Here is a 16,205-nt window from a genome sequence, read left to right as displayed (position 1 = left end):
GAGCGCCGGGACGTCAACGGCCTGGCGGACTTCTCCACAGTGCCGGTTTAGGCCAGAAGCTCAGCACTCCACGACATTGACCGCGAGACCGCCGAGGCTGGTTTCCTTGTACTTCTCGTTCATATCGAGGCCGGTCTGGCGCATGGTCTCGATCGCCGCGTCGAGCGGCACGAAGTGGACGCCGTCGCCTTTGATCGCCAGGGATGCCGCTGTCACCGCCTTGACCGCGCCGAGCGCGTTGCGCTCGATGCACGGCACCTGGACCAGGCCGCCGACCGGATCGCAGGTCATGCCGAGATGGTGTTCGAGCGCGATTTCGGCGGCATTCTCGACCTGCTCTGGGGTACCGCCCATGACGGCGCACAAGCCGGCGGCGGCCATTGCCGAGGCGGAACCGACCTCGCCCTGGCAGCCGACCTCGGCGCCCGAGATCGACGCATTGGTCTTGATGATGCCGCCGACGGCGGCCGCCGTCAGCAGGAAGTCGCGGATGCTCGGCTGGTCGGCTTCGGGATGGAAATGCAACCAGTAGCGCAACACCGCCGGCAGCGTGCCGGCCGCGCCGTTGGTCGGCGCGGTGACGACGCGGCCGCCGGCGGCATTCTCCTCGTTGACGGCCATCGCGTAAATCGACAGCCAATCATTGGCGAGCAACGGATTCGGCCGGTTCTGCTGCCACTGTTCCTGCAGCTTGTCATGGAGCTGCCTGGCACGCCGGCGCACCTTGAGCCCGCCCGGCATGATGCCGTCCTGCGACAGGCCACGGTCGATGCAACGCTTCATCGCATCCCAGATGGCGTCGAGGCCGGCGTCGAGCGCCTCGCGCGACATCTGTGTTTCCTCGTTGACGCGCTTCATCTCGGCGATGGAAAGGCCGCTCTTGGCCGCCATTTTCAGCATCTCAACGGCGTTCTTGAAGGGATACGGCACCTTCTTGCCCTCTGATGTCACCGACCCCTTGGCCTTCATCCGCTGCAGTTCTTCTTCGGAAACCACGAAGCCGCCGCCGATCGAATAGTAGATGCGCTTGAGCAGCAGACGGCCGCTGGCATCGTAGGCATAGAATGCCATGCCGTTGGCATGTCCGGTGAGCGGCGTCTTGCGGTCGAGCACCAGATCGGTGGCCGGGTCGAAATGGTAGGATGGGTGGCCGGGCGGTGAAATCAGTCTGTCGGCGGTGATGCGGTCGACGATCACGTCGGCCTGGTCGGGGTCGACCGTTTGCGGGGTCTGGCCGGCAAGCCCGAGGATGACGGCGCGGTCGCTGCCATGGCCGATGCCGGTATAGGCCAGCGAACCATGCAGGCTGGCGCCGATGCGGGCGACCTTGGCGCCGGCGGGACGCGGCCAGTCGTCTCCCGCGACCTCGTCGAGAAAGCGCCGCGCGGCCGTCATCGGCCCCATCGTGTGCGAGCTGGAGGGGCCGATGCCGATCTTGAACAGGTCGAAAACCGAAAGGAACACGTTGTCTCCTGGAGTCACGTCAAGGACTACATATAGGAATTCCCACGATGTTTCCGCTCTTTTGGCATTCGCGGCGCAGCGCCTGCCGACCTTGTTTGCTCCGGCAGCGACATTGATTGCCGGACCATGGGCGCGCTGCTATTCTGTACGTGGCGCACCGGCGCGGTTTGCGGTTGCCGAGGGGGATGCGATGCTCGTGTTGAATGCCAGGCCGAAACCATTGCAAATCGATCCCGTCAGGACAGCCGTGGTCGTTGTGGACATGCAGAACGCCTTTGCCTCGGCGGGCGGCATGTTCGATCTGGCAGGCTTCGACATTTCAGGCGCGGCCCCGGCAATCGAAGCCAACAAGCGCCTGCTTGCGGCGGCCCGCAAAGCCCGCATGGCCGTAGTCTACCTCCAGATGTCCTACCGGCCCGACCTCAGTGACGCGGGAGATCCCTCCTCGCCGAACTATCAAAAGGAATTGGGCATGGTCCTGATGCGCGAGCGCCCTGAGCTTGCCGGCAGGCTGTTGATCGACGACAGCTGGGATTGGCGGATCGTCGACGCGCTGAAGCCCGAGCCGAGCGACCAGGTCATCCGCAAGTCGCGCTATAGCGGTTTTTGCAAGACCGGGCTGGAAGCGTATCTGCGCGCCCGGCAAATCCGCTATCTCCTGTTCACCGGGGTCGCTACCAACATTTGCGTCGATGCGACCGCCCGCGACGCCTACATGCTGGAATTCTGGCCCATCCTGGTCGAGGATGCGATCAACCATTCAGGGCCGGACTTCAATCGCCAGTCCACATTGTGGAATTTCGAGAACGCCCTGGGATGGGTCACCAGCACCGACATGGTCGTCGAAGCCTTGCAAAGGGAAGCCATCGAAGCCTTGACGACATAGAGCATTTCCGACGAAACAGCATCGTCGTCAATGCTCTATCTCTTTGTTTCTATGCAATTCCGGACGCAAAACCGCTGCGCACTTTTGCGGGGAATTGCTCTAAGCCAATCATCAAAGCCAAGGTAAAAAGAGAGCATGGGCTATTCCTCCTATCTGTCCACGGCCGATCTCGCGGCGCTGGGCCTGTTCCTCTTCGCATGGGTGCTGCACACGCTCGCTTCGGATGGCAGGCTGGTCAGTCGCATGTCGCTGACGACGGCCATGAATGCGCAACGGCAAGCCTGGATGCGCACCATGGCCGAGCGTGAGATCCGTATCGTCGACACCGCCATCATGAGTGGCCTGCAGCAGGGAACCGCCTTCTTCGCTTCGAGTTCGCTGATCGCGCTCGGCGGCTGTTTTGCCTTACTCGGCGCGTCCGACCGCGTGCTCGAGGTGCTGAGCAACCTGCCTTTGGGCGGTGCGCCGTCGCGGCCTGCCTTTCAGATCAAGGTGCTGGGACTGGTGCTGATCCTCGCCTTCTCCTTCTTCAAGTTCGGTTGGGCCTACCGGCTGTTCAACTATTGCTCGATCCTGATCGGCGCCGTGCCGATCCCGCATGGCGAAGCCTCGCGCAATCCGGTCACGGAAACAGCGGTATGGCGCGCGACGCAGATGAACATGCTGGCAGGCAAGCATTTCAACTCGGGCCTGCGCGGTTTGTTCTTCTCGATCGGTTATCTCGGCTGGTTCGTCGATCCCCTGGTGTTCGTGCTGTCGACGCTTCTGCTGCTGGCCGTGCTGGTGCGGCGCCAGTTCTTCTCGGCGGCGCGGCGCGCTGTCATCGGTCAGCCACCCGGCGCCGGAAAAGGCCGGTCGATGCGGCCGGAAAGCCAATAGGCGAAAAGCCCGATCCATTCGCGGATCGCGATGGTCGTATTCTCTACTGAATCGGCCGCATTGTCGCGAAACAAGCCGACGCCTTCCTTGCCCGAGGTGCGATAGTCGACAGGCCATGTGACGACTGGAAACCCGGCCTTGTCGAACAGCGCCTTGGCCCGTGGCATGTGGAAAGCGGAGGTCACCAGCAGCCAGGTCTCGCCCGGCTTCGGTTCGACAAGTTTGCGGCTGAAGACCGCGTTTTCGTAGGTATTGCGGGACTTGTCCTCGAGGATAAGACGGTCCGCCGATACACCCAGCGGGCCGAGCAGGCGGGGCGCAGTGTCGGCGTCGCCCTCGCGGTCAACGAAAAGCGAGGCGCTTCCGCCTGATACAACCACCTTGGCCTGCGGGAAGCGCCGGGCAAGGATTGCGGTCTCGACCATGCGATCGCCGCTGCTGCTCAATTCATAGCCGCCCCGCACGAGGTTGATGGCACCCTCAAAGCTGCCGCCAAGCACGATGATGCCATCGACCTTTTGGGGCAGCGGCGGGCGCGGAAAGCGCTCCTCGAGCGGGTTGAGCATCATCGCGCCAAGCGACGTCCAGGCCGACAGCGCAAGGATCAGAAACGCCAGCACGCTGCCCGTGACGGCCAGCCGCCGCCGGCCGATCATGCCGGCGATCAGCCCCGCCAGAAGCAGGAAGATCGTCAGGTTGAGCGGCTGGATGAAGAACCCGAAGACCTTGGAAAGATAGAAGAACATCGCTCACCCCATTACAGCGTCGCTCGTCCTTTGGACGCGCAAAGGACGCTGTAACGCTTTAATCTTTGCGCATGATCCTTTCCGAAAATCGATTCCGATTTTCGGGATCATGCGCTAAGGCCTGTTTACAATCAGGATTCCCAAAGCGGCAGAAAATTGATTCAAGGCTGGAAATGGAGACCCAGCCTTTGATTCGATTGATGTTGAGCGACAGCCAATGGGAGCAAATCGCGCCGGAGCTGTCGGGTAAAGCCGGTGATCCCGGCTGCAGCGGGCGCGACAACCGGCTATTTATCGAAGCCGTTCTTTGGATCGCGCGCACCGGCTCGCCGTGGCGTGATCTGCCGGAGGCGTTCGGCAAGTGGTTCACCGTATATACGCGCTTCTGGCGCTGGGCGCAGAAGGGCGTCTGGGAGCGTATTTTCAAGACCCTCAGCGATGATCCCGATTTCGAATATGTCCTTATCGACGGCACGCTCGTCCGGGTCCACCAGCATGGCACCGGCGCAAAAGGGGGACTCAAAATCAGGCCATAGGCCGCTCGCGTGGCGGCCTGACCACCAAAATCATGGCCTTGGTCGATGCCCTCGGCAATCTCATTCGCTTCGTCCTTTTGCCCGGCCAGCGTCACGACAGCATCGGGGTCGAGCCTTTGATCGCCGGCCTCGATTTTGAGGCGCTCCTCGGCGATAAGGCCTTCGACAACAACTGGCTGCGCGCCAACCTGAATGAACGTGGCGCCGTGGCGGTCATCCCGTCCAAAGCAGACCGGGCCGGGCGCATCCCTCACGACACCGAAATGTACAAATGGCGCCATCTCGTCGAGAACTTCTTCTGCCATCTCAAGGCATTCCGACGCATCGCAACCCGTTACGAAAAGACCGATGCTTGCTTTGCCGGACTCCTCAATCTCGTCACCGCTTTCCTCGCAATCCGATGATTGTAAACAGGCCTTAGACGAGCGATACCCTTACCACCACTTCTCCGGCTGGAATGTGCCGGCCGCCTGCTCGATGACGGCAGCGGTCTGGAACAGCGTTTCTTCCTCAAATGGCCTGCCGATGAGCTGCAGGCCGAGCGGCAGGCCCTTGGGATCGAGGCCGGCAGGCACGGCGATGCCAGGCAGGCCGGCCATGTTCACGGTGACCGTGAAAATGTCGTTGAGGTACATCTTGACCGGATCGGCGGCCATGTCCTCGTCGGCGATGCCGAAGGCGGCGGACGGCGTTGCCGGCGTCAGGATAACGTCGACGCCGGCGGCAAAGACATTCTCGAAGTCGCGCTTGATCAGGTTGCGCACCTTCTGCGCCTGCAGATAGTAGGCGTCGTAGTAGCCCGCCGACAGCACATAGGTGCCGATCATGATGCGGCGCTTGACTTCGCGGCCGAAGCCGGCGGCGCGGGTCTTCTCATACATCTCGACGATGTCCTTGCCCGGCACGCGCAAGCCGTAGCGGACGCCGTCATAACGCGCCAGGTTGGACGACGCCTCGGCGGGCGCGACGATGTAGTAGGCAGGCAGCGCGTATTTCGTATGCGGCAGCGAAATGTCGACGATCTCGGCACCGGCATCCCTGAGCCAGGCAATGCCCTTCTGCCACAGTGCCTCGATCTCCTCGGGCATGCCATCGACGCGGTATTCCTTGGGAATGCCGACCTTCATGCCCTTGATCGGCTTGCCGATCGCCGCCTCATAGTCCGGCACCGGACGGTCGACCGAGGTGGTGTCCTTCGGATCGACGGACGCCATGGATTTGAGCAGGATCGCGGCGTCGCGCACGTCACGCGCGATCGGTCCGGCCTGGTCGAGCGACGAAGCGAAGGCGACGATGCCCCAGCGCGAACAGCGGCCATAGGTCGGCTTGATGCCGACCGTGCCGGTGAAGGCGGCCGGCTGGCGGATCGAGCCGCCGGTATCCGTGGCCGTCGCGCCGGCGCACAGGAAGGCGGACACGGCGGTCGCCGAACCGCCGGAAGAGCCGCCCGGCACCAGCTGCGCATTGTCCAGGCTGCGCTGGGTTTTCGTGCCGCTGGCCGATACGAAGCCGCCATCGCCCTGATGCGTCGTCGGCATCACCACCGTGTCGAGGCGCGAACGCCGCCACGGGTTGATGACCGGGCCATAGTAGGAGGTCTCGTTGGAGGAGCCCATTGCGAACTCATCCATGTTGAGCTTGCCGAGCATGACGGCGCCGTCGGCCCACAGATTGGCGGTGACAGTCGATTCATAGTGCGGCTTGAAGCCGTCGAGCACATGGCTGCAGGCCTGGGTATGCACCCCTTCGGTGCCGAACAGGTCCTTGATCCCCAGCGGAATGCCTTCCAGCGCGCCGCCCTCGCCCTTGACCAGCCTGCCGTCGGATGCCTTGGCCATGTCGCGCGCCTTGTCTCCGGTCACCGCGACATAGGCATTGAGCGCCGGATTGGCGCGATCGATCGCAGAGAGATAGGCCTCGGTGATCTCGGTCGCGGTGATTTCCTTGCCGCGCAGCTTGGCGCGGGCCTGCGAAATCGTCAGTCGGGTCAGGTCGCTCATGAAAGGCTCTTTTCGTAAAACACCGACCACTGGGAATCGGGATAATCCAGCACCGGGCCGCAGCGTGAGAACCCGGCACGTTCGTAGACGGTCCATGCTGCGGGATGGCGGTCGCCCGTCTCCAGCACCAGCCGCTTCAATCCTTCATCGCGCGCCAGCGCCTCGACCCGCTCGACGATCCTGGCGCCGATCTTCTGGCCGCGATGCGAAGGCCTGGTGTACATGCGCTTGACCTCGCCGATGGCGTCGCCATGGCGCTTCAGCGCACCGCAGCCGATGGCGAGGCCGTTGTCGCGGGCGATGAAGACGGTCGTATCCTGGCCCGCCATCTGCTCGACCGTCAGATGGTAACAATGCTCCGGCGGCGTCAATTCGAGCAAGGTTTCGTTGAGTTCCTTGACCAAGCCGCGCACGTCGTCCTGCAGCGGCGTCTCGATGGCGATCTCGATTGCCATCGGCGACTTACTCCACGACCTTCGGCACGAGGAAGAAATTCTCTTCGGTTGCCGGTGCGTTGGCGACGATGTCGGCCGCCTTGTTGCCGTCGGTGACGGCGTCCTGGCGCTTCTTCATCTCCATCGGCGTCACCGAAGTCATCGGCTCGACGCCGGAAACATCGACTTCGTTCAGCTGTTCGACGAAGCCCAGTATGGCGTTCAGCTCGCCGGTCATGCGTTCTGCGTCCTCTTCGCTCACCGCGATGCGGGCGAGACGCGCGACGCGCTTCACTGTCTGGAGATCAACGGACATGTATTTGCCTCGGGGAAAAACCAGTTCGGGCTATAGCGGCGCCGCGCGGCGTGCGCAACATGCGTATTCCCATGAATCGGGCCAATGGCTTATGGCAGGGCAAGGCCCTCGCACAGATAGTAGCTGCCGCTGTTGCCGCGGGCCCCGCTTTCGTCGTCGATCGGCCGGACCGACACGAGATCGAGCTGCGTCGGGCTGACCCGCGTTACCGACAGGACATCGGGAAAGACATAGCCCGGGTCCTGGCAGATGGCCGTCACCGCCCAGCTCGGCGCGCGCGTTGCCTTGCTGACCTGAACGAACTCGCAGCTATATTCGACACCTAGCAGTCCGTGCGACGAGTGTACGATGTTGCCGGCATCGATCAGCGTCTGCAGCGTGTCCTTCCTGGCCTGCGCGCAAAGCTCCTCGGACTGCAGATAGGTGCCTTCGACAAAATCATCTGCGGCGAGCGCGGGCGACGCCTCGACAAACATCGACACGCAAAGAGATCGCCGCAACGCCATGGATTTGTTCCGCTTTGGCTGTTTCTAGACTGTAATCGTTTCCCCGATGGCAGGCGATGCGAGCTTCACGCCGGACCCTTCGAGGCCGGCCTCGAATTTTTCGGGCGTCGGATCGATCATCGGAAACGTGCCGAAGTGGCAAGGAACGACAGTGTCAAACTTGAAGAACCGGCGGCAGGCAAGTGCTGCCACGGCACCCCCCATGGTAAAACGGTCGCCGATCGGCACGATGCCGATCTTCGGCTCGTGCAGTTCGTTGATCAGCGCCATGTCGGAAAAAATGTCGGTATCGCCCATGTGATAAAGCGTCCTGTCTTCCGGGAAATGCAGAACCAGCCCACCCGGATTGCCGAGATAGACGTTCTTGCCGCCCTCTTCGCCGAACGAGGAGGAGTGCAGCGCCTGGACGAAGGTGGTGGTGAAGCCGCCGCAATCGACCGTGCCGCCGATGTTGCCTGGATTGATCTTCTTGTCGCTGACGCCTTTGCCGACCAGATACATGCAGATCTCGAAATTAGCGACCAGCTGGGCGCCGCTCTTGCCGAGCACTTCCAGCGCGCCGCTGATATGGTCGCTGTGTCCGTGCGTCAGCAGGACATGCGTGACCCCTTCCGCCGGTCCCTCCCAGCCGCCCGTCCAGGACGGGTTGCCGATCAGATAGGGATCGATGAGGATCTTGGCGTCGCCGGTTTCGATACGGAAGGCCGAATGGCCGTACCAGGTCAGTTTCATGAATGCATTCCTCGATTTTTGCCGTGCCAGAGGATAGAACGCCGATGGCCCCGAGATCAAAGGGTACCGTGTCCGCCTTGCATCCGGAAGAACGCTTGCCGCTGAAAAAGACAAAGGAAAACCGTTGGCTGTCATCACGATTGAGCAATTGCCGGCACGGCTCGCCGGCGGCAGGACGCTGGCGGGGCTTGACCTCGGCGACAAGACGATCGGCGTCGCGGTTTCGGACCGGGGATTCTCCTTCGCTCATCCACGCCCGGTCATCATCCGAAGAAAATTCTCGCTCGACGCCGCCGTGCTTTTGGCCCTGCTGGAGAAAGAGAATGTCGGCGCCGTGGTGATCGGGCTGCCGATCAACATGGACGGGTCGGAAGGTCCGCGTGCGCAGAAATCGCGCGCCTTCGTACGCAACATGGCGCAGCTCAGCGATCTGCCCTTCGTGTTCTGGGATGAGCGGCTATCGACCGTCGCCGCCGAGAGGACGCTGATCGAAATGGATTTCTCGCGTGCTAAACGCGCCGGCAAGATCGATTCGGCTGCCGCCGCCTTTATTCTGCAGGGAGTTTTGGACCGGCTTCAGTCACTCGCTGCATCCGCTCGAACGGAACCGGACCCGCCCAGCGCTCCTTGATCCAGCGGGCGATTTCCCCGCGACGGCGGAACGCCCAAAGCGCCATCAGCAGAAATCCGTCGAAGATGCAGGTCTTGGCCACCATTCCGGGGATGATCGCCGGATCGATGCCGAGCATCTGACCATAGAGTTGGAAGAAGAAGTCGTGCATCCTGCGGCTGAACATGACGTAGCCGAAATTCATGTCGTTGAGCGACAGGTAGAACCAGCCCCAGAACAGCGCCATCGGGGCCGCCCACATCGCGAAGATATAGCGCATCAGCGACCTCCCTCGGGATTAGAGCCTGTCCGGCCTGAGATCAGCGAAAGCAGCGAGATGTGAGCAGCGGCCGTTGCCATGCTGTGCGCCGTTGCGCGGATCTCGCCTTCGCCTGGTGCGACTGCCGCAACAGCTGAGCGCCGCTCGGCAAGCATCGCGACATAGGAAGCCAGAAGAGCGGCCAGTTGCACAGCCACCACCATGAACAAGCCATTGATGCCTTGGGCCGCACCACCGATCAGGATCATCGACAGGACACCGGAAGCGGAAATGAAGGCGATACGGACGACACTGTCGGCGCCTGGGCTGGCCGCATCGTTGATCAGCGTATCGACGAAGGCCCAGAAGAACAGCACCGCCACGACCAGCAATGCGATCGCCAGCGGCGCGACCACGACGACGTTCTCCAGATTGACGAAGCGAGCACTCTCAATGGTCACGCCAAGCACGCCGAGCGCTGCCGCCACACCCCGGTTTCCATCGATGCAGATCAGCGCCAACAGGGCGAAAACGATCGCCCAGTGCACGGACAGAAAGGAGGTCAGTACGTGTCGCATAGTGGTTCCTGCTTCGGCAGGAATGACAGTGGGCTTTGCCGCCCGCCGCCGCAATGGAAACCATTTGTTAAGGTTAACGACGATCCACAGGCCCTCCGAAAGTGTTCTGCGGGCGCTCAAATGATCGGATGCGCGTCGCTCGCGGCTCAGTTTACCGGCGGATAGAGCGTGTCGATGATCATGCGCGCGTCGTGGCGCGAATCGAGCATGCCATAGGTGTTGCGCCATTGGCCGGCCAGGCGCGTCTCGACAAAAGCATCGGCAATCCGCCCTGCCCCGAGCCGGCGCAGTTCCGCCGCCGCCGCCGAAAGTGCCAGTTGTTCGGTCAGCAGGCGGGCCGAGCCCTCATCGGTCGAAGCGACCTGCATGGCCGCTTTGAGAACGCCGATCGTGCCGCGCCCGCCGGCGCCGAGGTCACGGTCGATGCCGGCCAGCACCTCGTCGAACAGGCCGGGCGCGCGACCGAGCACGCGCAGCACATCGAGTGCCATGACATTGCCCGAACCTTCCCAGATAGCGTTGACCGGAGCCTCACGGTAATAACGGGCGAGCGGTGCCTCCTCGACATAGCCGTTGCCGCCAAGGCACTCCATCGCCTCGTAGAGCAGCGGCGGCGCGATCTTGCACACCCAGTATTTGACGACCGGCGTCATGGCCCGGGCGAATGCCGCCTCGCCGCGATCGCTCGCCGCCTCGTCGAAGGAGCGCGCCAGCCTGAACGACAGCGCCGTCGCAGCGGCGACATCGAGCGCCATGTCGGCCAGCACGCGCTGCATCAACGGCTGTTCGATCAAGGGCGAGCCGAACACCTGGCGATGACGGGCATGATGAACCGCTTCCGCCAGCCCCGCCCGCATGAGCGCCGAAGACGCCACCGCGCAGTCGAGCCGGGTCAGCGTCACCATATCCATGATCGTCTTCACGCCGGCGCCGGGTTCGCCGACCATCTCGCCGATGGCATTGACGAATTCGACTTCAGAAGACGCGTTGGAGCGGTTGCCGAGCTTGTCCTTCAGCCGCTGGAAGCGGAAGCCATTGCCCGACCCGTCGCCGAGGACGCGCGGCACGAGGAAGCAGGACAGTCCCTCCGGCGCCTGCGCCAGCACCAGGAAGGCGTCCGACATCGGCGCCGACATGAACCATTTGTGCCCGGTCAGGCGATAGAAACCGCTGCCGGCGCGCTCCGCCCTTGTCACATTGGCGCGCACATCGGTGCCGCCCTGCTTCTCGGTCATGCCCATGCCGAGCGTCAGTCCGGTCTTTTCGACCGGCGGCTTTTGGCTCTGGTCGTATTTGCGCGTCGTCACGCGCGGCGCCCATTCGCGAAACAGTTTTGGACTGGCCATCAACGCCGCCAGCGAGGCACTGGTCATGGTGATCGGGCAGAGGTGCCCGGTCTCAAGCTCGGCGGTCAGATAGAAACGCGCGGCGCGCACCTGATGGCGGCGGCCGATCTCGGCATCGCCATTTTCCCACACCGAGGAATGCAGCCCGTTCGCCACCGAACGGCGCATCAAGGCGTGATAGGCGGGATGGAATTCGACCAGGTCGATGCGCCGCCCCTGGCGATCATGCGTCCTGAGTTTCGGCGTCTCGACATTGGCGAGGCGTGCCAATTCCTGCGCTTCCTGCGTGAGCACGAAACGGCCAAGCCCGTCGAGTTCCCTGCGTACCGGATCGGAAAACCGTTCCGCCAGCTGGATCAGCAACGGATCGCCCCGCCAGGCGTTGCCGCCCGTCAGCGGCGGCGGCTGGTTCGTCACGTCGTCGGCCACGCCCAATCCTTCTACCGGTAGAAAGGTCCTTGTCACCAGAAGGCCACGAATCCGAGGCCATCGCCGGTTTATAGCCCAAGCCAAGCAACACGTGCGATGAAAATACCGGGGAGAACGGCGCCAATCCAAAGCCGGTGCTTGCGGGCGCAAAATCCGCACCCTATAGCAACCCCTTGAGATGACCGACGCTTCGTCCCTGCCACTCTATCCCCACCGCCATCTTCTGGGCATCAGCGATCTTTCGCCCGCCGACATCGAGCTGTTGCTCGACAGGGCGGATCGGGCAGTCGCGATCTCGCGGCAGTCCGAGAAAAAGACCTCGACGCTGCGCGGCCGTACCCAGATCAATCTCTTCTACGAAGCCTCGACCCGCACACAGTCTTCGTTCGAGCTGGCGGGAAAGCGGCTCGGCGCCGATGTCATGAACATGTCGGTGGCGAGTTCCTCGGTGAAAAAGGGCGAGACGCTCATCGACACCGCAATGACGCTGAACGCCATGCGGCCCGATATCCTGATCATCCGCCACCAGTCGGCGGGTGCGGCCGCCCTTCTGGCGCAGAAGGTCGGTTGCTCGGTGGTCAATGCCGGCGACGGCGCGCATGAACACCCGACACAGGCACTGCTCGACGCACTCACCATCCGCCGCGCCAAGGGCCCGCTGTCGAAGCTGATCGTGGCGATCTGCGGTGACATCCTGCATTCGCGCGTGGCTCGTTCCAACATCATGCTGCTCAACGCGCTCGGCGCACAGGTGCGGGTCGTCGCGCCCTCGACGCTGCTGCCCTCGGGTATCGAGAAGATGGGTGTGATCGTCACGCGCTCGATGGCCGAGGGCCTCAGGGGCGCCGACGTGGTGATGATGCTGCGCCTGCAGCGCGAGCGGATGGAAGGCGCCTTCGTGCCTTCGGTGCGCGAATATTTCCGCTATTTCGGCCTCGACGCCGAGAAGCTGAAGGCCGCCAAGGACGATGCGCTGGTGATGCATCCCGGCCCGATGAACCGCGGCGTCGAGATTGCCTCGGAAATCGCCGACGGCCCGCAAAGCGTCATCCAGGAACAGGTGGAGATGGGCGTCGCCGTGCGCATGGCGGTGATGGAAGCGCTGCTCGACCCCCGTCGTAATCAAGAGGGTCGCGGCGCATGAGCACGACCGTCTTTGAACGCGCCCGCATCATCGACCCCTCGCGCGGCATCGACGAAGTCGGTTCCGTCATCATCGAGGCCCGCAAGATCGTTGCCGCCGGCAAAACGGCGTTGAACCAGGGCATTCCGGGGGGCGCCACCGTCATCGACTGTGCCGGCAAGGCGATCATCCCCGGCCTGATTGATGGCCGCGTGTTCATCGGCGAACCCGGCGGCGAGCATCGCGAAACCATCGCTTCGGCGAGCGTTGCGGCGGCGGCCGGCGGCGTCACCTCCATCGTCATGATGCCTGATACCGACCCTGTGATCGACAATGTGGCGCTGGTCGAGTTCGTGCTGCGCACCGCCAAGGACACGGCGATCGTCAACATCTTCCCGGCGGCGGCGATCACCAAGGGGCTCGATGGCCGTGAGATGACCGAGTTCGGCCTGTTGCGCGAGGCCGGTGCCGTCGCCTTCACCGATGGTCGCCACACCATATCAAGCGCGCTGGTGATGCGCCGGGCGCTGACCTACGCACGCGACTTCGGCGCCACGATCGTACATGAGACGCAGGATGCCGACCTCGGCTCGTCCGGCGTCATGAACGAAGGCCTCTACGCAAGCTGGCTTGGCCTCTCTGGTATTCCACGAGAAGCCGAATCCATCCCGCTGGAGCGCGACCTCGCGCTGGCGCGGCTGACGTGCGGGTCTTACCATGCGGCGAAGATCTCGACGGCGATGGCGGCAAACGCCGTGACGCGCGCGAAAGCGGACGGCGCTGCCGTCACATCAGGCGTGTCGATCCACAATCTGTCGCTCAACGAAAACGATGTCGGCGAATACCGCACCTTCTTCCGCCTGACGCCGCCGCTGCGCGCCGAGGAAGACCGGTTGGCGATGATCGAAGCGGTCAGGGATGGCACGATCGACATCATCGTCTCCTCGCATGATCCGCAGGATGTCGACACCAAGCGCCTGCCCTTTGCCGACGCGGCGGCCGGTGCCATCGGACTGGAGACGTTGCTTGGCGCCGCCTTGCGGCTCCACCACAATGGCGACGTGCCATTGCTGCGGCTGATCGAGACGCTCTCCACCGCACCGGCAAGGCTGTTCGGATTGCCCGGCGGCACGCTGAAGCCCGGCGCCATCGCCGACCTTGCGCTTGTCGACCTCGACGAACCCTGGATCGTCAATGAAAGCGGCATTCGCTCGCGCTCGAAAAACACCTGTTTCGAGGGTGCACGGCTGCAGGGCAAGGTCTTGCAAACGCTGGTCGCCGGCCGCACAGTGTTTTCGGCCTGAGCCGTCGGAGCGCTTTGCGCCTGACCGTTGGCCGGGAGGAAATGCGGGGGAACAATGACTTACGGTCCGATCCTGGCGCTGGTGTTCGGCTATCTCCTGGGCTCGATTCCGTTCGGCCTGCTGCTTACCCGTGCGGCCGGCCTTGGCGATGTGCGCCAGATCGGCTCCGGCAATATCGGCGCCACCAATGTGCTGCGCACCGGCAACAAGGGCCTGGCCGCCGCGACCTTGCTGCTCGATGCGCTGAAGGGCACGGCCGCCGTGCTCATAGCAGGCCATTTCGCGCCTGAAACGGCGGTCTGGGCCGGCCTCGGCGCCTTTCTCGGCCATCTCTTTCCGGTCTGGCTGGGTTTCAAGGGCGGCAAGGGCGTCGCGACCTATCTCGGCGTGCTGATCAGCCTTGCCTGGCAGGTGGCGCTGATCTTCGCCGTCGTCTGGCTGGTGATGGCATACCTCTTTCGCTTCTCCTCGCTGGCAGCGCTTACGGCGGCCGTTGTCGTGCCGATCGCGCTTTATGTCCTGAGCACGCCGCAGGTCGCCCTGCTGTTCGTGGTGATGAGCATCATCGTCTTCATCAAGCATAGGGCCAACATTTCACGCCTGCTCGCCGGCACCGAAGGCAAGATCGGAGTCAAGGGTTGAGCGAGCCGGCCGCCGGGCCGCGTCTCAGCGACCGGCAGCGGCTGAGCTGGCTGCGGCTGATCCGCACCCAGAATGTCGGCCCCGCCTCCTTTCGCGATCTGATCAACCGCTTCGGGTCGGCCGAGGTTGCGCTGGAAATATTGCCGGAACTGATGATTTCGGGCGGCGCCAGCCGGATCGCCCGTATCCCTTCCGTTGGCGAAGCCGAGGCCGAGCTGGAAGCCGCGCGCCGGGCTGGCGCGCGTTTTGTCGGCATCGGCGAGGCCGACTATCCGCCGCTGCTGCGCAGCATGGACAACCCGCCGCCGCTGTTGGCGGTCAGGGGCAATGCCGCCGTGTTCCGGCTGCCGGGCGTTGCCATTGTCGGCGCCCGCAACGCATCGCTGGCCGGCGTCAAGATGGCACGCATGCTGGCGGCCGATCTTGGCCGCGACGGGTACGGCATCGTGTCGGGGCTGGCGCGCGGCATCGACACCGCGGCGCATCAGGGCAGCCTTGCGACCGGCACGATCGGTGTCCTGGCTGGAGGCCTCGACCTGCCCTATCCGCCCGAAAATGCCGGCCTGTGCGATGAGATTGCCGAACGTGGCGCCGTCATTTCGGAAATGCCGTTCGGCTGGCAGCCACGCGCCCAGGACTTTCCGCGCCGCAACCGCCTTGTCGCGGGTGCTGCCCTTGGGCTGGTGGTGGTCGAAGCAGCGCAGCGGTCGGGCTCACTGATCAGCGCCAGGCTTGCCGGCGAAATGGGCCGGCTGGTCTTTGCCGTGCCGGGCTCCCCGCTCGATCCGCGCGCTGCTGGCACCAACGGCCTGCTCAAGGACGGCGCCACGCTGGTCACCGAGGCATCGGACATTTCAAGGGCGATCGCGCCGTTGACCGGCATGCGAGCGCCTGAAATGCCGCCATTTGAGGACCCGCCCGACTTTTCGGCCACACCGCCACCCGGCGAGAGCGACCGCGCCAAGGTAATCGAGGCTCTCGGCCCGACGCCGGTCCCGGTCGACGAGATCATCCGTCACACCGGCATGCATCCGGCCCAGGTCTTCATGGTATTGCTTGAACTCGATCTCGCCGGCCGGCTCGAGCGCCATGCCGGCGGCAATGTTTCAATGATTTTCGGGAACTGATGCAATTCCAGGAAAGGTGTTTCCCGTCGGCAATTGCGTCAAAACAAAGAGACAGAGCCAACCGTCAGTGGCGATGGGTGTTCTTCTCTTCGGTTTCCGCATAGTCCGGCGTATTGGCTCCAAAGAGATCCTTTTGGACAATCTCGCGCCAGACCATGTCCGCATCCTCCGGGCGAGACGGATCGAAACCTGGCTCGCTCTCGCGCACGTTCCGGCGCGAGCGGCGGCGCAACCAGGCAGGCATGATCTCGCGGATGAGGCTGGTGAATGGGGTCATTGCCGATTCCT

Annotated in this window: 19 protein-coding genes; 8 read left to right on the top strand and 11 right to left on the bottom strand. The window is 63.5% G+C overall.

All coding sequences use genetic code 11. From position 1 onward, the window contains the following. Window positions 1–60: 60 nt before the first annotated feature. The gene (locus JT360_RS08075) at window positions 61–1,464 is read right to left on the bottom strand and encodes an L-serine ammonia-lyase (protein ID WP_214470941.1); all 1,404 of its coding nucleotides are present in this window, start codon (window positions 1,462–1,464) and stop codon (window positions 61–63) included. 190 nt (window positions 1,465–1,654) lie between these two features. Between JT360_RS08075 and JT360_RS08070 the strand changes: the two genes are divergently transcribed. Both JT360_RS08070 and JT360_RS08065 read left to right on the top strand, forming a co-directional pair. Beyond that, window positions 1,655–2,350: a cysteine hydrolase family protein gene (locus JT360_RS08070; protein ID WP_214470940.1), complete on the top strand. Its 696-nt coding sequence runs from the start codon at window positions 1,655–1,657 to the stop codon at window positions 2,348–2,350. 135 nt (window positions 2,351–2,485) lie between these two features. Beyond that, complete coding sequence (locus tag JT360_RS08065) at window positions 2,486–3,229, top strand: DUF599 domain-containing protein (RefSeq protein WP_214470938.1); 744 nt, start codon at window positions 2,486–2,488, stop codon at window positions 3,227–3,229. Here the strand turns inward: JT360_RS08065 and JT360_RS08060 are convergent. Further along, window positions 3,178–3,975 (bottom strand): YdcF family protein, encoded by a 798-nt coding sequence (locus JT360_RS08060; protein ID WP_214470937.1) that lies wholly within the window; start codon window positions 3,973–3,975, stop codon window positions 3,178–3,180. The two genes, JT360_RS08065 and JT360_RS08060, sit on opposite strands and share 52 nt — an antisense overlap. Window positions 3,976–4,148: 173 nt before the next feature. On the opposite strand from JT360_RS08060, the gene JT360_RS08055 reads away from it, so the two are divergent. Next, a protein-coding gene (locus JT360_RS08055; protein WP_214470935.1) for an IS5 family transposase occupies window positions 4,149–4,915 on the top strand; the annotation gives its coding sequence in 2 pieces (ribosomal slippage) (window positions 4,149–4,494 and window positions 4,494–4,915; 768 coding nt in all). 30 nt (window positions 4,916–4,945) lie between these two features. Here JT360_RS08055 and JT360_RS08050 read toward each other — a convergent pair. From JT360_RS08050 to JT360_RS08030, 5 genes are all read right to left on the bottom strand, one after another. Further along, window positions 4,946–6,511 (bottom strand): amidase, encoded by a 1,566-nt coding sequence (locus JT360_RS08050; RefSeq protein ID WP_214470934.1) that lies wholly within the window; start codon window positions 6,509–6,511, stop codon window positions 4,946–4,948. Then, window positions 6,508–6,966: a GNAT family N-acetyltransferase gene (locus JT360_RS08045; RefSeq protein WP_214470933.1), complete on the bottom strand. Its 459-nt coding sequence runs from the start codon at window positions 6,964–6,966 to the stop codon at window positions 6,508–6,510. The genes JT360_RS08050 and JT360_RS08045 overlap by 4 nt, the downstream gene beginning before the upstream one ends. 7 nt (window positions 6,967–6,973) lie before the next feature. Next, on the bottom strand, window positions 6,974–7,261 hold the full coding sequence (gene gatC / locus JT360_RS08040) for an Asp-tRNA(Asn)/Glu-tRNA(Gln) amidotransferase subunit GatC (protein ID WP_027166257.1): 288 nt from the start codon (window positions 7,259–7,261) through the stop codon (window positions 6,974–6,976). 89 nt (window positions 7,262–7,350) lie between these two features. Next, window positions 7,351–7,767, bottom strand: coding sequence for a hypothetical protein (locus tag JT360_RS08035; RefSeq protein WP_214470931.1), 417 nt, complete (start codon window positions 7,765–7,767; stop codon window positions 7,351–7,353). A gap of 24 nt (window positions 7,768–7,791) precedes the next feature. Further along, window positions 7,792–8,499 (bottom strand): metal-dependent hydrolase, encoded by a 708-nt coding sequence (locus tag JT360_RS08030; protein ID WP_214470929.1) that lies wholly within the window; start codon window positions 8,497–8,499, stop codon window positions 7,792–7,794. Window positions 8,500–8,623: 124 nt separating this feature from the next. Here JT360_RS08030 and ruvX point away from each other — a divergent pair, with 124 nt between their 5' ends. After that, window positions 8,624–9,130: a Holliday junction resolvase RuvX gene (gene ruvX / locus JT360_RS08025; protein WP_214470928.1), complete on the top strand. Its 507-nt coding sequence runs from the start codon at window positions 8,624–8,626 to the stop codon at window positions 9,128–9,130. On the opposite strand, the gene JT360_RS08020 is transcribed toward ruvX, so the two are convergent. The 3 genes from JT360_RS08020 to JT360_RS08010 form a co-directional block, all read right to left on the bottom strand. Further along, window positions 9,048–9,389 carry a DUF6105 family protein gene (locus JT360_RS08020; RefSeq protein WP_214470927.1) on the bottom strand — a complete coding sequence of 114 codons (342 nt, stop codon included), beginning with the start codon at window positions 9,387–9,389 and terminating at the stop codon, window positions 9,048–9,050. The genes ruvX and JT360_RS08020 overlap by 83 nt on opposite strands. After that, window positions 9,389–9,946, bottom strand: coding sequence for a hypothetical protein (locus JT360_RS08015; RefSeq protein ID WP_214470926.1), 558 nt, complete (start codon window positions 9,944–9,946; stop codon window positions 9,389–9,391). Before JT360_RS08015 ends, JT360_RS08020 begins: the two co-directional genes overlap by 1 nt. Window positions 9,947–10,092: 146 nt before the next feature. Further along, the gene (locus JT360_RS08010) at window positions 10,093–11,721 is read right to left on the bottom strand and encodes a DNA alkylation response protein (protein ID WP_214470925.1); all 1,629 of its coding nucleotides are present in this window, start codon (window positions 11,719–11,721) and stop codon (window positions 10,093–10,095) included. Window positions 11,722–11,899: 178 nt separating this feature from the next. Here JT360_RS08010 and JT360_RS08005 point away from each other — a divergent pair, with 178 nt between their 5' ends. Genes JT360_RS08005 through dprA form a run of 4 tightly spaced genes read left to right on the top strand, consistent with a single transcriptional unit; the run spans window position 11,900 to window position 15,917 of the window. Further along, window positions 11,900–12,865 (top strand): aspartate carbamoyltransferase catalytic subunit, encoded by a 966-nt coding sequence (locus JT360_RS08005; RefSeq protein ID WP_214470924.1) that lies wholly within the window; start codon window positions 11,900–11,902, stop codon window positions 12,863–12,865. Then, a complete protein-coding gene (locus JT360_RS08000) occupies window positions 12,862–14,148 on the top strand; it encodes a dihydroorotase (protein WP_214470923.1) in 1,287 nt (428 codons plus the stop codon). Before JT360_RS08005 ends, JT360_RS08000 begins: the two co-directional genes overlap by 4 nt. 54 nt (window positions 14,149–14,202) lie before the next feature. Continuing rightward, window positions 14,203–14,790, top strand: coding sequence for a glycerol-3-phosphate 1-O-acyltransferase PlsY (gene plsY, locus JT360_RS07995; RefSeq protein ID WP_214470922.1), 588 nt, complete (start codon window positions 14,203–14,205; stop codon window positions 14,788–14,790). Further along, on the top strand, window positions 14,787–15,917 hold the full coding sequence (gene dprA, locus JT360_RS07990) for a DNA-processing protein DprA (RefSeq protein ID WP_214470921.1): 1,131 nt from the start codon (window positions 14,787–14,789) through the stop codon (window positions 15,915–15,917). Before plsY ends, dprA begins: the two co-directional genes overlap by 4 nt. Window positions 15,918–15,981: 64 nt before the next feature. Here dprA and JT360_RS07985 read toward each other — a convergent pair whose 3' ends face one another. Beyond that, window positions 15,982–16,194 (bottom strand): hypothetical protein, encoded by a 213-nt coding sequence (locus tag JT360_RS07985; RefSeq protein ID WP_214470920.1) that lies wholly within the window; start codon window positions 16,192–16,194, stop codon window positions 15,982–15,984. Window positions 16,195–16,205: the final 11 nt, after the last annotated feature.

The organism is Mesorhizobium sp. dw_380, assembly GCF_018588885.1.
Taxonomy (GTDB): Bacteria; Pseudomonadota; Alphaproteobacteria; order Rhizobiales; family Rhizobiaceae; genus Mesorhizobium.
The sequence above is the reverse complement of the archived record's forward strand: the minus strand, read 5'-3'. Positions and strand labels throughout refer to the sequence as shown.

Coding starts and splice junctions, on each gene's coding strand:
- JT360_RS08070 (WP_214470940.1), top strand. CDS start 1,655: ATGCTCGTGTTGAATGCCAGGCCGAAACCATTGCAAATCGATCCCGTC.
- JT360_RS08065 (WP_214470938.1), top strand. CDS start 2,486: ATGGGCTATTCCTCCTATCTGTCCACGGCCGATCTCGCGGCGCTGGGC.
- JT360_RS08060 (WP_214470937.1), bottom strand. CDS start 3,975: ATGTTCTTCTATCTTTCCAAGGTCTTCGGGTTCTTCATCCAGCCGCTC.
- JT360_RS08050 (WP_214470934.1), bottom strand. CDS start 6,511: ATGAGCGACCTGACCCGACTGACGATTTCGCAGGCCCGCGCCAAGCTG.
- JT360_RS08045 (WP_214470933.1), bottom strand. CDS start 6,966: ATGGCAATCGAGATCGCCATCGAGACGCCGCTGCAGGACGACGTGCGC.
- gatC (WP_027166257.1), bottom strand. CDS start 7,261: ATGTCCGTTGATCTCCAGACAGTGAAGCGCGTCGCGCGTCTCGCCCGC.
- JT360_RS08035 (WP_214470931.1), bottom strand. CDS start 7,767: ATGGCGTTGCGGCGATCTCTTTGCGTGTCGATGTTTGTCGAGGCGTCG.
- JT360_RS08030 (WP_214470929.1), bottom strand. CDS start 8,499: ATGAAACTGACCTGGTACGGCCATTCGGCCTTCCGTATCGAAACCGGC.
- JT360_RS08020 (WP_214470927.1), bottom strand. CDS start 9,389: ATGCGCTATATCTTCGCGATGTGGGCGGCCCCGATGGCGCTGTTCTGG.
- JT360_RS08015 (WP_214470926.1), bottom strand. CDS start 9,946: ATGCGACACGTACTGACCTCCTTTCTGTCCGTGCACTGGGCGATCGTT.
- JT360_RS08005 (WP_214470924.1), top strand. CDS start 11,900: ATGACCGACGCTTCGTCCCTGCCACTCTATCCCCACCGCCATCTTCTG.
- JT360_RS08000 (WP_214470923.1), top strand. CDS start 12,862: ATGAGCACGACCGTCTTTGAACGCGCCCGCATCATCGACCCCTCGCGC.
- plsY (WP_214470922.1), top strand. CDS start 14,203: ATGACTTACGGTCCGATCCTGGCGCTGGTGTTCGGCTATCTCCTGGGC.
- JT360_RS07985 (WP_214470920.1), bottom strand. CDS start 16,194: ATGACCCCATTCACCAGCCTCATCCGCGAGATCATGCCTGCCTGGTTG.